Origin of the sequence: Micromonospora violae, assembly GCF_004217135.1 — a bacterium.
In the GTDB taxonomy this organism is placed as follows: domain Bacteria; phylum Actinomycetota; class Actinomycetes; order Mycobacteriales; family Micromonosporaceae; genus Micromonospora; species Micromonospora violae.
This window is the reverse complement of record NZ_SHKK01000001.1, coordinates 1-13063: the sequence shown is the minus strand read 5'-3', so window position 1 is coordinate 13063 and position 13063 is coordinate 1. Positions and strand designations below refer to the sequence as shown.

Below are 13063 nucleotides of genomic sequence, written 5' to 3'. Positions count from 1 at the left end.
GGGCGACCGGCAGACTGATCGGCGTGTCAGTGCTGGGAAACATCACCCGTCGGGTCGGTCATCATCGGTGGTTCGGCGCGGCCGCACGTCTGCTGGTCCCCGCCGACCGGGTGGTCGGCCGGCTCACCCGGGGCCGGGTCGTCGCGCTCGGCCTGATCCCGTCGCTGGTGATCACCACGACCGGCCGCCGCTCCGGCAAGCCCCGCAGCAACCCGCTGGTCTACGTGCCCGACGGCGACGCGTACGTGGTGATCGGCTCCAACTGGGGGCAGACCCACCACCCCGGTTGGGCGATGAACCTGCTCGCCGACCCCGTCGCCGAGGTGGCCGTGAAGGGCCGACGGATCGCTGTGCGAGCCGAGCGGGCGTCCGGCGCCGAACGGGACCGGTTGTGGCAACTGCTGGTCACCGAGTGGCCCGCGTACCGCACGTACGTGCAGCGGGCCGGCGGTCGGGAGATCCACATCTTCCGACTGGCCCCGGCCGGGCGCGGCGCGCCCGACGGTCCACCGCCGGCTGACTAGTCTGACGCTCGGTAGCGAAAGGCGGACCCGTGGGTGAACAGTCCGGTGTCGACCGGGGCTTCGACGATCGACGGTGGGCGGTCGCGGAGCGGGTCGCCGAGGCGATCCGGCGGCGGTTCCCGGCCGACGCGCTCGCGATCGCGGTGCACGGGCCCCTGGCGCACGGTGACGACGACGGGGGCGGTGACCACGAGGCGGGCATGCTGGTGGTCACCTACCGACCGGGGACCGGCCCGCCGCCGGCGACGCGGCGGGTGGACGGGGTGCTCGTCGATCTGACCGTGGCCGCCGCCGAGGACTACCTGGCCCAGGCCCGGGTGCTGTCGCCGCTCTGGCCGTTGACCGCCGACCGGTACGTCACCACGCAGGCGTTGCACGATCCGACGGGCTGGCTGCGGACGCTGCGCGACGAGCACCTGGGCCGGCTGGCGCGGGCCCGGCCGGCGGAGTTCAGCACCGCGGCCCGGCAGGCGTGGTACCGGGGCAGCGCGGCCCACTCCCGGGCCGCCCGGCTCGCCGAGTGGTACGAGACCGACCAGGCGCTGCTGATGCTCGGTGAGGCCCGGCTGGCGGCGGCCACCGTGGCCGGCCTGTTGAGTCGCACCTACTTCCGTGACCCGGGCGACGCGGTGCGGCGCACCGGCTTGGCTGGCGCGGACATGACCGAGGTGGGCGCGGTGCTGGCCCGGCAGGCCGAGGAGTTGGCCGCCCGTGGTCGTGCCGTCGACGGCACCGTCGAGGAACTGCTCAGCACCTGAGGTGCGTCACAGCCCGCCCGGCACGCCGATCAGCGAGCCGACCAGGTAGGTGGCGCCGGCCGCCGCGGCACCCAGCAGCAGCTGGCGCAGCCCACTGGTCCACCACGGACGGTGGGTGAAGCGGGCCACCACGGCACCGGCGGCGAAGAGCCCGAGCCCGCCGACGGCGAGCGCCACCCACAGAACGGTGGCGCCGAGCAGGTACGGCAGGAGCGGGACCAGCGCGCCGATCGAGAAGAACAAAAACGACGAGATCGCCGCCGCCCACGGGCTGGGCTGGTCGTCGGGGTCGACGCCCAACTCCTCCCGCACGTGCACCCGCAGCGCCTCCTCCGGGTCGCGGCGTACCGCCTCGGCGACCTGGGTGGCGAGATCGCGGGGCAGGCCCCGGGCCACCCACGCGTCGGCCAACTCCCGGGCCTCCGCCTCGGGGTGCCGTTCCAGCTCCCGCCGCTCCTTGGCCACCTCGGCGGCGACCTGCTCGTTGGCGGACCGCACGCTGGTGTACTCGCCGAGCCCCATCGAGATGGCCCCGGCCACCAGGCCCGCGCTGCCGGTGAGCACGATGCTGTGCGGCGACACCCCGCCGCCGCCGACGCCGGCGATCAGGGCGATGTTGGTGACCAGGCCGTCCATCGCGCCGAAGACGGCGGGGCGCAGCCAGCCGCCGGAGACGTCCGCGTGGTGCGCTTCGCGCAGCGCCGCCGGGGTGTCCGTCATGGAAGGGTCAGGATTTCGTGGCCGTCGTCGGTCACCACGATGGTGTGCTCGAACTGCGCCGTCCATCTCCGGTCCTTGGTGACGACGGTCCACCCGTCGTCCCACATGTCGTACTGGTAGGTGCCGAGGGTGATCATCGGTTCGATGGTGAACGTCATGCCCGGCTCCATGATGTCCGTGGGGCGCGGGCTGTCGTAGTGTGGCACGTAGAGGCCGCTGTGGAAGGCCTCGCCGATGCCGTGGCCGGTGAAGTCGCGGACCACGCCGTAGCCGAACCGCTTGGCGTACGACTCGATGACCCGGCCCACCACGTTGATCTGGCGGCCCGGGGCGACCGCGCGGATGCCGCGCATCATCGCCTCGTGGGTCCGCTCGACCAGCAGCCGGGCCTCTTCGCTGACCTCGCCGACGCAGAAGGTGGCGTCGGTGTCGCCGTGCACCCCACCGATGTACGCGGTCACGTCGACGTTGATGATGTCGCCGTCCTGCAGCACGGTGGTGTCCGGGATGCCGTGGCAGATGACCTCGTTGAGGCTGGTGCAGCAGGACTTCGGGAAGCCCTTGTAGCCCAGCGTCGACGGGTACGCGCCGTGGTCGCAGAGGAACTCGTGCACCACCTTGTCGATCTCGTCGGTGGTCACGCCGGGCTTGCAGTGCTCGCCGGCCAGTTGGGTCGCCTGGGCGGCGAGCCGGCTGGCGACGCGCATCTTCTCGATGGTCTCCGGCGTCTGCACGTGCGAGCCCCGCCACTCCTGTGGGCGCTTCTTGCCCACGTACTCCGGTCGGGCGATCTGGGACGGCACCGGTCGCATCGGGGAGAGCGTGCCTGGTGTCAGCGGCGGACGGACGGTCATGCCGCAAGCCTATCGCCGGGACCGCCGGTGACGGGCGCCACGGCCGGCCGGTGGGGGTTGTTGCCCTGCCTGGGCCGCTGTGCCATGGTGTCTGCGTGAATCAAGGGGGAGCACCGCCCGTCTTCTCCGCCAGCGCGGAGATCGATGGCGATCACCTCCACGTGGTGGTGGCCGGTGAGGTCGACATGGCGACCGCGGACACGATGCTCCAGACGGCGCTGCGGGAGCCTGCCGAGACGATCACCCTCGACCTGAGCGCGGTCACCTTCTTCGACTCGGCCGCGATCCACGCCCTGGTCCGGCTCGCCCAGCAGGTTCCGGGCACGCTCACCGTTCGTCCGTCCCGGCAGGTTCGTCGGGTGCTGGAGATCTCCGGCCTGGGCGAGCAGAGCTGGCTCGACCCGGCCTGAAGGCCGACGGCGCAGTCCCCGGCCGGCACCCCGAGGTGCCCGGCCGCCGTCGGGCGGGCGGTCAGTCCCGCAGCTGCCGGCGCAGCGTCACCTCGGTGCCGTGGTCGGTACGCCGCACGGACAGGTCGCCCAGCGCTCTGATCAGGGTCAGGCCGCGGCCCCGGAAGCCCGAGCCGGTCGACTCCCGCCACTGGCCGCTGTCGCGCACCGTGGCCGTCACCGTCCGACCTTCGATGGCCACCTCCACGCTGATCATGGCCTCGGCGGGGTGGACCGGGTGTTCGATGGCGTTGGCGGCGGCTTCGGAGACGGCGACGGTCAGGTCGAACAGGTCGGTCTCGCCAACCGAGTGCGCGACCAGGAAGTCCTCCAGCCGCTTGCGCAGCACGCTGAGCCGGGTCGGGTCCGCCGGTAGCCGCAGCGCGAAGCGGTTCAGCTCGGCCGCCTCCAGGGCGAGGACCGCCACGTCGTCGCGGCGCGGCCGTCCGGTGAACCGCGCCACCACCGCGTCGATCAGGTCCGCCACGTGCTCACTGGGGGTGGCCGCGTCAACGCGGAGCTGGGCCAGTGAGGCGTCGATGCCCAGCTGCCGGTCCTCGATCAGCCCGTCGGTGTAGAGCAGCAGGCGAGCACCGGCCGGCAACTCGCCCTCGACCGACTCGTATGTCACGTCGGGGAGGGCGCCGACCGGTGGACCGAGCGCCCGGTCGTGCAGGAACGCCACATCACCTCCGGTGATCAACAGTGGGGACGGGTGACCGGCGCTGGCGTACCGCAGCCGACCGGTGCGGGGGTGGAACACCAGGCAGACCACTGTCGCGAAGGATCGCGCCTCGGTGGAGCCGACCAGCCGGTTGAGCCGGGTCAGTGACTCACCCGGATCGAAGCCCTCCAGCACGTACGCCCGCAGCGCGTTGCGCAGTTGACCCATCGCCGCCGCGGCCCGGACGCCCTTACCGACGACGTCCCCGATGACCAGCACCAGTTCCTCGCCGTTCAGCGCGATCGCGTCGTACCAGTCGCCGCCGACCTCGACGTCGGCGCTGCCGGGCAGGTAACGGCTGGCCACCACCGCGCCGGGCAGCTGCGGCAGCGACCGGGGCAGCAGGCTGTGCTGCAGGGTGGTGGCGATGCGGTGTTCGGCCTCGTAGAGCTGGGCGTTCTCCAGGCGCACCCCGACCAGCCGGGCCAGCTGGGCCAGCGCGGCGTCGTCGGTCTGCGCCTCGTCGCCGGCCGCCCGCCAGACCTGCAGCTCACCGAGCTGCTTGCCGGTGGTGCCGGTCAACTCGGCCACGAAGGACGGGTCGGCGGAGGTGGTGCCACCGGCGTCCGCCTCGAAGCGAGCCTCGGCCGCGGCGACGACCACCCGGGCCGCCTCGGCGAGGCTCAACGCGTGCCGGGCGGCGACCTGGAGCACGTCGGCGGTGGATCGGGCGGTGTTCACCGCCACCGCCGCGTCGGCCAGGGCCCGGAGCCGGCGGATGATCTGCCCGCGCAACTGGCCCAGCTCCACGTTGGCCCGTACCCGGGCGATCAGCTCCTGCCCGGAGAACGGCTTGGTGAGGTAGTCGTCAGCGCCGACGGCGAGACCGGCGACAGCTTCCGCGGATCCGGCGCGGGCGGAGAGCAGCACGATCGGCACATGCCGGGTACGCGGATCCGCGCGCAGCGCGCTCACCAGCCCGAACCCGTCCAGCCGGGGCATCATCACGTCGGTGAGCACCAGGTCGAACCCGCCGTCGCGGGCCAGCGGCAGGGCGTCGAGCCCGTCGTTCGCGGTGACCACGTCCCAGGTCGGGGAGAGCAGCCGGCTGACGTGCTCCTGCAGGTCCGCGTTGTCGTCGACGACCAGGATCCGGCCCGCCGGCGCACCGTGCGTCGGCTGACTGTCGAACCCGCGGGTCGGCGCCACACCGGCCCACAGAGCGGTCTCCGCCACGAAGAGCCGGGCCTGCTCGGGCTCACCCTCGGGCAGCGGGTCGAACGTCGCCACCCGGTCCGCGGGCAGGTGCGCCGACCCGAACGGAACGGTCACCGCGAAGGTGCTGCCCTGGTCCACCTGACTGGTCAGCCCGACCTCGCCACCGTGCATCTCGACCAGTTCCCGAACCAGCGCGAGGCCGATCCCGGTGCCCTCGTGGGTGCGGGCCCGCGCCCCGGCAACCCGGTGGAACCGTTCGAAGACGTGCGGCAGCTCGTCCGGCACGATGCCGATGCCGGTGTCCGTCACCTCCAGCCGGGCGCCGCCGTCCACGGCCCGGATTCGTACCCGGATCTCGCCGTCGAAGGTGAACTTGACCGCGTTCGACACCAGGTTGAAAACGATCTTCTCCCACATGTCCCGGTCGACGAAGACCGGCGCCGGCAGCGGCGGGCAGTCCACCACGAGTCGCAACCCGGCCCGCTCGGTGGCCGACCGGAAGGTGCTGGCCAGTCGGGCGGTGTAGCCGGCGAGGTCGGTGGGCTGGTAGCGGGCGGCGAGCCGACCGGACTCCAGTCGGGAGAAGTCCAGCACGGTGTTGACCAGCTTGAGCAGGCGCAGCGCGTTGCGGTGCATCATGGTCAGTCGGTCGGTCTGGGCGGGGGGCAACCCCGGGTCGGCCAGCAGATCCTCCAGCGGGCCGAGCACCAGGGTCAGCGGGGTGCGGAACTCGTGGCTGACGTTGGCGAAGAAGTTGGTCTTCGCCCGGTCCAGCGCGGCCAGCTCCGCGGCGCGGGCCCGCTCCTGCTCGTACGCCCGCTGCGTCGCGAGCGCCCGGGAGATCTGGGCGGCAACCAGGTCGAGGAAGTCCCGGTAGTCGTCGCCGAGCGGCAGTTGGCGGGCCACGCCGACGACCAACGCACCGACCGTCTGGCTGGTCGCCGTGAGCGGCAGCACGAGGGCCTGATCGGCCGCATCCACCGGCAACGCATCGAGCAGATCGGCGACCTCGACCGTGGCGGGCGCGCCGTCGCCGGTCAACCGGGCCAGCAGCTGCGCCGCGACGTCGACGGCGGGTGGGGTGGTGCCGGTGTGACCGGCCAGGGTGAGCTGGTCGCTGTCGTCGACCAGGTAGATCAGGGCGAACGGCACGTCCGCCCGGTGCCGGTCGAGGACGTCGGCCGCGGTCCGGCCCAGTTCCGCGGCGCTGCCGATGTCGTTCAGCTCGGCGCCCAGCTCGGAGAGCGCTCGCAGCCGCCGCTCGCCGAGCACCCGCCCGGTGGTCTCGCTGACGATGCAGTAGACGCCACCGACCGTGCCGTCGTCACCCCGGATCGGGTCGTACGAGACGTTGAAGTAGGTCTGTTCGACGAAGCCGTGCCGGTCCAGCAGAAAGGGGTGGTCCTCGCCCCGGTAGGAGCGTCCGGTGCTCCGGACGCCGTCGAGCAGCGGGCCGAGCACCGCCCAGGTCTCCGCCCAGTTCGAGCGGGCCGGTTGGCCGATCACGTCCGGGTGCTTACTGCCGATGGTCGGCCGGTAGGCGTCGTTGTAGAAGGCCAACTGCTCGTCGCCCCAGAACATGACGATGGGCGCGCTGGACGCGAGCATCATGCCGACCGCGTTGACGAGCGCCGGGGGCCACTGAGCGGGTTCTCCCAGCGGACCGGCGGACCAGTCGAAGGAGGCCAGCCGCTCGCCCATCTCGCCGCCGGCCGCGAACGCGGCCGCCAGTATCGGAGGAGTCTCGCCGCCGGACACAGTGGGATGCCCCATGTCCGCGCCCCCCTGGGCCGAGCTCATGCAGCCTCCCGCTCCGGCCGTGCCCCTCGACCGTTGATCTTCACCCGCTGTGCTCCGACTTGTACCCCGGCGGACCAGGAACGTAACGCATCAGGACACGCGGACGCTGATCACGGGCGCGCGCGGTCGGGCACCGGACAGTGCGGGGCGTCAACCGGTGGGACCAGGTGCCCCTGACATGTCAGAAGACCGGCAGCCCGTCGATGCTCGCCGCGTTCCTGGTGGCCCGGTAGACGACGAGGTCATCGGCGCTGCGACGCGAGTGTGAGGTGAGTAACAGATCGCGCTCGGCCCGGAGGTCCATCAGGGGCACCGCGTAGCCGCAGGAATCACTGACCCGCTCCACGTCGATCGTGATGACCGCCCGGACGGCGTGCACGTCCGGCGGTGCGGGAAACGCGGCGAGCCGGTCGGCGAAGGCCTCCTCGGTCACCGCGACGCTGCTGCCCCGACCGTGCAGCCGGACGATCTTCGGCGGGCCGTCGAAGGCACAGAACATCACCGTGATCCGGCCGTTGTCGCGCAGGTGGGCGATCGTCTCCGCCCCGCTGCCGTGGTAGTCGAGGTAGGCCACCCGGTGCGGGCCGAGGATCACGAACGTGCCCCGCATGCCCTTCGGCGACACGTTGACGTGCCCCTCGACGTCGGACGGGGCGGTCGCCACGAAGAAGAGCGGCTGGGCCTCGATGAAGTCACGCAGTCGACCGTCGATCTCCGGATAAACCTTGCCCATGCGCCGATCCTCCCACCGGTGCCACCGACCGGCGGCGGCGATCCCTGTCACACCCCCGCACCGGCCCGGCTCGCTCCACGCGCTCACAGCGGAGTGACGTAGGCACCCGTGATGCCGCCGTCGACCACGAACTGGGCGGCGGTCATGAATGAGGCGTCGTCGCTGGCCAGGAACGCCACCGCGGCGGCGATCTCCTCCGGTGACCCGAAGCGCCCCATCGGCACGTGCACCAGGCGACGGGCGGCCCGCTCCGGGTCGGCGGCGAAGAGCTCCAGCAGCAACCGAGTGGCCACCGGGCCGGGACACAACGCGTTGACCCGGATGCCCTCGCGGGCGAACTGCACACCCAACTCCCGGGTCATCGCCAGCACCCCACCCTTGCTCGCGGTGTACGCGATCTGCGACGTCGCCGCCCCCATCAGCGCCACGAACGAGGCCGTGTTGATGATCGAACCCTTGCCCTGCCGACGCATGTGCGGAATGGCGTACTTGCAGCACAGGTAGACGCTCGTGGTGTTGACCCGCAGCACCCGTTCCCACGCGTCCAGTCCGGTGTCCAGAATGGAGTCGTCCTCCGGCGGTGAGATGCCGGCGTTGTTGAACGCGATGTCCACCCGGCCGTGCCGGTCCGCCACCCCGTCGAACAGGTCGCGTACCGCCGACTCGTCGGCCACGTCGGTGGCCACGAACTCGCCGCCGCACTCCTGGGCGGCCTTCGTACCGGCCGCCGTGTCGATGTCCACACAGACCACCCGGGCCCCCTCGGCGGCGAACCGCCGTACGGTGGCCAATCCGATGCCGCTGCCCGCTCCGGTGACCACGGCCACCCGGTCCTGCAATCGACCCTGCACTGGCCTCACTCCTCCGTCGCGATGAACACGTTCTTGACGTCCGTGAAGGAGTGCAGCGCGTCCGGGCCCAACTCACGGCCGAACCCGGACCGCTTCATCCCGCCGAACGGGGTCCAGTAGCGCACCGAGGAGTGCGAGTTGACGCTGAGGTTGCCCGAGTCGACGGCGCGGGCCAGGCGCAGGGCCCGGCCGACGTCGCGCGTCCAGATCGAGCCGGAGAGGCCGTACTCGGTGTCGTTGGCGAGCCGGACCGCGTCGGCCTCGTCGTCGAACGGCAGCACCGAGACCACCGGGCCGAAGATCTCCTCCCGCCAGTGCCGGTCGGCCGGGGAGTCGGCCAGCAGCACCGTGGGCGCGTGCCAGAACCCGGGGCCGTCCGGGCAGGAACCGGTGAAGGCGACGGTCGCCCCGGGCAGGTAGCCGGCGACCCGGTCCCGATGGGCTGCGGAGATCAGCGGACCCATCTCGGCGGTCTCCAGCGACGGGTCCTGCACCCGCACGGCGCGTACCGCCGGTTCGAGCAGGGCCAGGAAGCTGTCGTACACCGGACGTTGGACCAGGATCCGCGACCGTGCGCAGCAGTCCTGGCCGGCGTTGTCGAAGACCGCGCCGGGCGCGGTCGCGGCGGCGCGTTCCAGGTCGGCGTCGGCGAACACGATGTTCGCGCTCTTGCCGCCCAACTCCAGGGTGAGGCGCTTCACCTGGGCGGCGCAGCCGGCCATGATCCGGGTGCCGACCTCGGTGGAGCCGGTGAAGCAGATCTTGCGGACCGCCGGGTGGCTGACGAACCGCTCCCCCACCACCGCTCCCGCCCCCGGGATGACGGTGAAGACGCCGTCGGGCAGGCCCGCCTCGCGGGCCAACTCGGCCAGGCGCAGCGCGGTGAGCGGGGTCAGCTCGGCGGGCTTGAGGACCACCGTGTTGCCGGCGGCGAGCGCCGGGACGAACCCCCAGGCGGCGATCGGCATCGGGAAGTTCCAGGGCACGATCACGCCGACCACGCCGAGCGGCTCGTGGAAGGTGACGTCCAGCCCGCCGGGCACCGGGATCTGCCGTCCGGTCAGCCGCTCGGGCGCGCCGGCGTAGTAGTCCAGAACGTCGCGGACGTTGCCCGCCTCCCACCGGGCGTTGCCGATGGTGTGTCCGGAGTTACGCACCTCCAGCAGGGCCAACTCGTCCAGATGCGCGTCCACGACAGCGGCGAACCGCCGCAAGAGTCGCCCCCGATCCCCAGGAGCCAAGCCCCGCCAGGTTTCGAATGCCCGAGAAGCCCGAGAGATCGCCGAGTCAACCTCACCGGTGGACGCCCCCCGAACCTCCCGAAAACCAACCCCAGAAGCCGGATCAACAACCAACGTCACGCCCCCACCGCCCCTCCCCGCCCCGCCCGCCCCGCCTGCCCCTCCCCGTCGATCATGGAGTTGTGGTGCCTCGCGAAAGCCGCAATCCACCGCACTTCGGCCACCACAACTCCATGATCGACACGGCCAGCCCGGGGCGGGGCGTTAGAGGCGTTCGAAACCACGGGTCAACTCCCAGTCGGTCACGGCGGCGTCGAAGGCCGCCAGTTCCACCCTCGCCTGGTTGGCGTAGTGGGCCACCACCTCGTCGCCGAACGCTTCCCGGGCCACCGTCGAGCCCTCCCACAGGGCCAGGGCGTCGCGCAGCGTGCCGGGAACCCGCTCGGCCTCCGGGTCGTCGTACGCGTTGCCGGTGCACTCCTCCCCCAACTCCAACCCCTGCTCGATGCCGTGCAACGCGCCGGCGACCAGACCGGCTATCGCCAGGTACGGGTTGACGTCGGCGCCGGGCACCCGGTTCTCCACCCGCATGCCCTGACCGTGCCCGACCACCCGCAGCGCGCAGGTGCGGTTGTCCACACCCCAGCGCAGCGCCGTCGGGGCGAACGAGCCGGGCTGGTAGCGCTTGTAGGAGTTGATGTTGGGGGCGAAGAGCAGGCTGAACTCCCGCATGGTGGCGAGCAGCCCGGCGAGCACCCGCTGCCCGGTCGACGACAGCTGCGCCGGCCCGTCACCGAGCATCGCCGACGAGCCGGACCGGTCCCGCAGCGAGAAGTGGATGTGGCAGGAGTTGCCCTCCCGCTCGTTCGGCTTGGCCATGAAGGTGATCGCCATCCCCTCCTGGGCGGCGATCTCCTTCGCGCCGTTCTTGTAGATCACGTGGTGGTCGGCGCAGGCCACCGCCTCGTCGTACCGGAAAGCGATCTCGTGCTGACCGAGGTTGCACTCACCCTTGGCGCTCTCCGGGGTGAGCCCGGCGGCGGCCATCTCGGTGCGGATCCGGCGCAGCAGCGGCTCCACCCGGGCGGTGCCCAGCAGCGAGTAGTCCACGTTGTACTGGTTGGCCGGGGTGAGGTCGCGGTAGCCGCGCCGCCAAGCGTCCTCGTAGGAGTCGCGGAACAGCACGAACTCCAACTCGGTGCCCGCGTACGCGGTCAGCCCGTGCTCGGCCAACCGGTCCAGTTGCCGGCGCAGGATCTGTCGGGGCGAGGCGACCACGTCACCGGAGCCGTCGAGCCAGGCCAGGTCGGCCAGCAGCAACGCGGAGCCCGGCTGCCAGGGCATCCGGCGCAGGGTGGCGAAATCCGGCACCATCGCGAAGTCGCCGTAGCCGCGTTCCCAGCTCGACATCGCGTACCCGTCGACGGTGTTCATGTCGACGTCGACGGCGAGCAGGTAGTTGCAGCCCTCGCTGCCGTGCTCGGCCACCTGGTCGAGGAAGAAGGGCGCGTGGAACCGTTTGCCCTGCAACCGGCCCTGCATGTCGACCAGGGCCAGCACGACCGTGTCGATCTCACCGTCGGCGACGGCGACCCGCAGTTGTTCCAGCGTGAACGGGGCTTTCCTCATTCGCGGGCCTCCATCACCAAGGTCTACTGGCAAACCGGATCACCGTCAATGCCCCCGGCGGCGAGGATGGCAAACCTGGAGGGACGGCAGCGCCGGGTGCGGGTCAGGCCGGGCCGTCGGCCGGCGCCGAGGTCGCCCGCCGCCTGCCTAATTGCGTTGCCGTCCGGGCGCCCCGCCCCGCATCCTGGACCGGTGACCAGGCCCGATCAGGGCCCACCCCGGGCGCTCGGACCGCCCGACACGGTGGCGCGGGGCACGCCTCTCTCTCACGTACGGCGATCCGCCGTACCCGACAGTGCCCCGCGCCCCCCGCTTCCGCCGGAAGGCCGATGGCCGGATCGGTCAGGTCAGCAGGAGGCCGGCCACCCAGAGGGCCGCGACGAGCAGGCCGGCCGCGAACTCCACCAGCATCGACAGGCCGGCAGCCTTCAGGGCCTGCACGGTGGACGGCCACGCCAGCTGGTTGCTGCCCAGCCGCAGCCGTTCCGCCGCCCACACCCCGCCCACGAAGCCGAGCACCAACCCGACGACCGGCACCACGAAGAACCCGACGATGCCGAGCACCCCACCGGCGAGCAGCGTGGACGTCGGCACACCGGTGCGTTTCAGGTTCCGGCCCGGCCACGCGTACTTGATCACGGCGCCGCCCCCGGCGACCAGAGTGGCGGCGGCGAACACCGCCCAGCCACCCAGACCGGCCCCGCCGAAGACCGCCCAGACCAGCACACCGCCCCAGCACAGCGGCAGCGCGGGCAGACCGGGCACCACGACGCCGGCCAACCCGGCCACGATGGCCAGCCCGGCCACCACGGTCACCACCGTCTGCGAGTCCGTCAGGTCCACGCCGCCGCCCCTCCGCCGCCCAGCCGAGCGGTGATCACGTCGGCCGGGGCCGGCGCACCGAAGTACCGGCCCTGACCGGTGTCGCACCGCAGCGCCCGCAGCCGTTCCGCCTGCACCCCGGTCTCCACCGCCTCGGCCGTCACCCACAGCTCCAGGGCGTGCGCCAACCGGACCAACGCGTCGACGATCCGTTCGTCGCGGTGGTCGGCCACCGCGTCGGCCCCGTCCGCGCGGATGCCCTCGACGAACGGACCGGCGAGCTTCAGACAGTGGATCGGCAACCGACGCAGGTACGCCAGGTTGGAGTACCCGGTGCCGAAGTCGTCCACGGCCAACCGAATCCCGAGCGCGGCGAGCCGGTGCAGGCTGCGCAGGGGCTCACCGGCGCTGCCCATCACGGCGCTCTCGGTCAACTCCAGTTGGAGCAGCTCCGCGGGCAGCCCACTGGTCTGCAACGCGTCGGCCACCGTGTCCACGATGGCCGGGTCGTCGGCCTGCCGGGCGGCCAGGTTGACGCTGACCACCAGTCTGGCGTCCGGGAACTCCCGCCACCACCGTTCGGCGTCCGCGCAGGCCCGCCGCAGCACCCACTCGCCGAGCCGGACGATCAGGCCGGTCTCCTCGGCCAGGCCGATGAACCGGTCCGGCCCGATCAGGCCCAGCTCCGGGTGCTCCCAGCGGACCAGCGCCTCCACCGCGAGCATGGTGCCCTCCAGCAGCGACACGATCGGCTGGTAGTGCAGCACGAACTCGCCCCGGTCCAGTGCGGCGGGCCCCGG

The 13063-nt window shown here is 72.1% G+C and carries 12 protein-coding genes; 3 read left to right on the top strand and 9 right to left on the bottom strand.

Annotated elements, in window-relative coordinates; genetic code table 11:
* Window positions 1–23: 23 nt before the first annotated feature.
* Together EV382_RS00060 and EV382_RS00055 are read left to right on the top strand one after the other, a co-directional pair.
* Window positions 24–524, top strand: a complete 501-nt coding sequence (locus EV382_RS00060) for a nitroreductase/quinone reductase family protein (protein ID WP_130399632.1) — start codon at window positions 24–26, stop codon at window positions 522–524.
* A 29-nt stretch (window positions 525–553) separates the two neighbouring features.
* The gene (locus EV382_RS00055) at window positions 554–1282 is read left to right on the top strand and encodes a nucleotidyltransferase domain-containing protein (protein WP_130399631.1); all 729 of its coding nucleotides are present in this window, start codon (window positions 554–556) and stop codon (window positions 1280–1282) included.
* Between the two features lie 6 nt (window positions 1283–1288).
* On the opposite strand, the gene EV382_RS00050 is transcribed toward EV382_RS00055, so the two are convergent.
* Complete coding sequence (locus EV382_RS00050) at window positions 1289–2002, bottom strand: VIT1/CCC1 transporter family protein (RefSeq protein WP_130399630.1); 714 nt, start codon at window positions 2000–2002, stop codon at window positions 1289–1291.
* Complete coding sequence (map, locus tag EV382_RS00045; protein WP_130399629.1) at window positions 1999–2856, bottom strand: type I methionyl aminopeptidase; 858 nt, start codon at window positions 2854–2856, stop codon at window positions 1999–2001. The genes EV382_RS00050 and map overlap by 4 nt, the downstream gene beginning before the upstream one ends.
* A 95-nt stretch (window positions 2857–2951) precedes the next feature.
* Here map and EV382_RS00040 point away from each other — a divergent pair, with 95 nt between their 5' ends.
* Window positions 2952–3266: an STAS domain-containing protein gene (locus EV382_RS00040; protein WP_208758272.1), complete on the top strand. Its 315-nt coding sequence runs from the start codon at window positions 2952–2954 to the stop codon at window positions 3264–3266.
* A gap of 61 nt (window positions 3267–3327) precedes the next feature.
* Here EV382_RS00040 and EV382_RS00035 read toward each other — a convergent pair whose 3' ends face one another.
* The 7 genes from EV382_RS00035 to EV382_RS00005 form a co-directional block, all read right to left on the bottom strand.
* Window positions 3328–6987 (bottom strand): SpoIIE family protein phosphatase, encoded by a 3660-nt coding sequence (locus EV382_RS00035; protein ID WP_130399628.1) that lies wholly within the window; start codon window positions 6985–6987, stop codon window positions 3328–3330.
* A 181-nt stretch (window positions 6988–7168) separates the two neighbouring features.
* Window positions 7169–7720, bottom strand: a complete 552-nt coding sequence (locus tag EV382_RS00030) for a pyridoxamine 5'-phosphate oxidase family protein (protein ID WP_130399627.1) — start codon at window positions 7718–7720, stop codon at window positions 7169–7171.
* Window positions 7721–7803: 83 nt separating this feature from the next.
* Window positions 7804–8571 carry a 3-oxoacyl-ACP reductase gene (locus EV382_RS00025; protein ID WP_130399626.1) on the bottom strand — a complete coding sequence of 256 codons (768 nt, stop codon included), beginning with the start codon at window positions 8569–8571 and terminating at the stop codon, window positions 7804–7806.
* A 5-nt stretch (window positions 8572–8576) separates the two neighbouring features.
* Entirely contained in the window at window positions 8577–9932 is a 1356-nt protein-coding gene (locus EV382_RS00020; protein ID WP_130399625.1) for an aldehyde dehydrogenase family protein, read from the bottom strand.
* Between the two features lie 144 nt (window positions 9933–10076).
* A complete protein-coding gene (locus tag EV382_RS00015; protein ID WP_130399624.1) occupies window positions 10077–11441 on the bottom strand; it encodes a glutamine synthetase family protein in 1365 nt (454 codons plus the stop codon).
* A 342-nt stretch (window positions 11442–11783) separates the two neighbouring features.
* Complete coding sequence (locus EV382_RS00010; protein WP_130399623.1) at window positions 11784–12284, bottom strand: DUF456 domain-containing protein; 501 nt, start codon at window positions 12282–12284, stop codon at window positions 11784–11786.
* Window positions 12275–13063: EAL domain-containing protein (locus tag EV382_RS00005; RefSeq protein WP_130399622.1), on the bottom strand; the 789-nt coding region annotated here is incomplete at its 5' end. The genes EV382_RS00010 and EV382_RS00005, both read right to left, overlap by 10 nt.

Bases quoted from the DNA above. Each gene is read 5' to 3' on its own strand.
- EV382_RS00050 (WP_130399630.1), bottom strand. From the start codon at position 2,002: ATGACGGACACCCCGGCGGCGCTGCGCGAAGCGCACCACGCGGACGTC.
- map (WP_130399629.1), bottom strand. From the start codon at position 2,856: ATGACCGTCCGTCCGCCGCTGACACCAGGCACGCTCTCCCCGATGCGA.
- EV382_RS00035 (WP_130399628.1), bottom strand. From the start codon at position 6,987: ATGAGCTCGGCCCAGGGGGGCGCGGACATGGGGCATCCCACTGTGTCC.
- EV382_RS00030 (WP_130399627.1), bottom strand. From the start codon at position 7,720: ATGGGCAAGGTTTATCCGGAGATCGACGGTCGACTGCGTGACTTCATC.
- EV382_RS00015 (WP_130399624.1), bottom strand. From the start codon at position 11,441: ATGAGGAAAGCCCCGTTCACGCTGGAACAACTGCGGGTCGCCGTCGCC.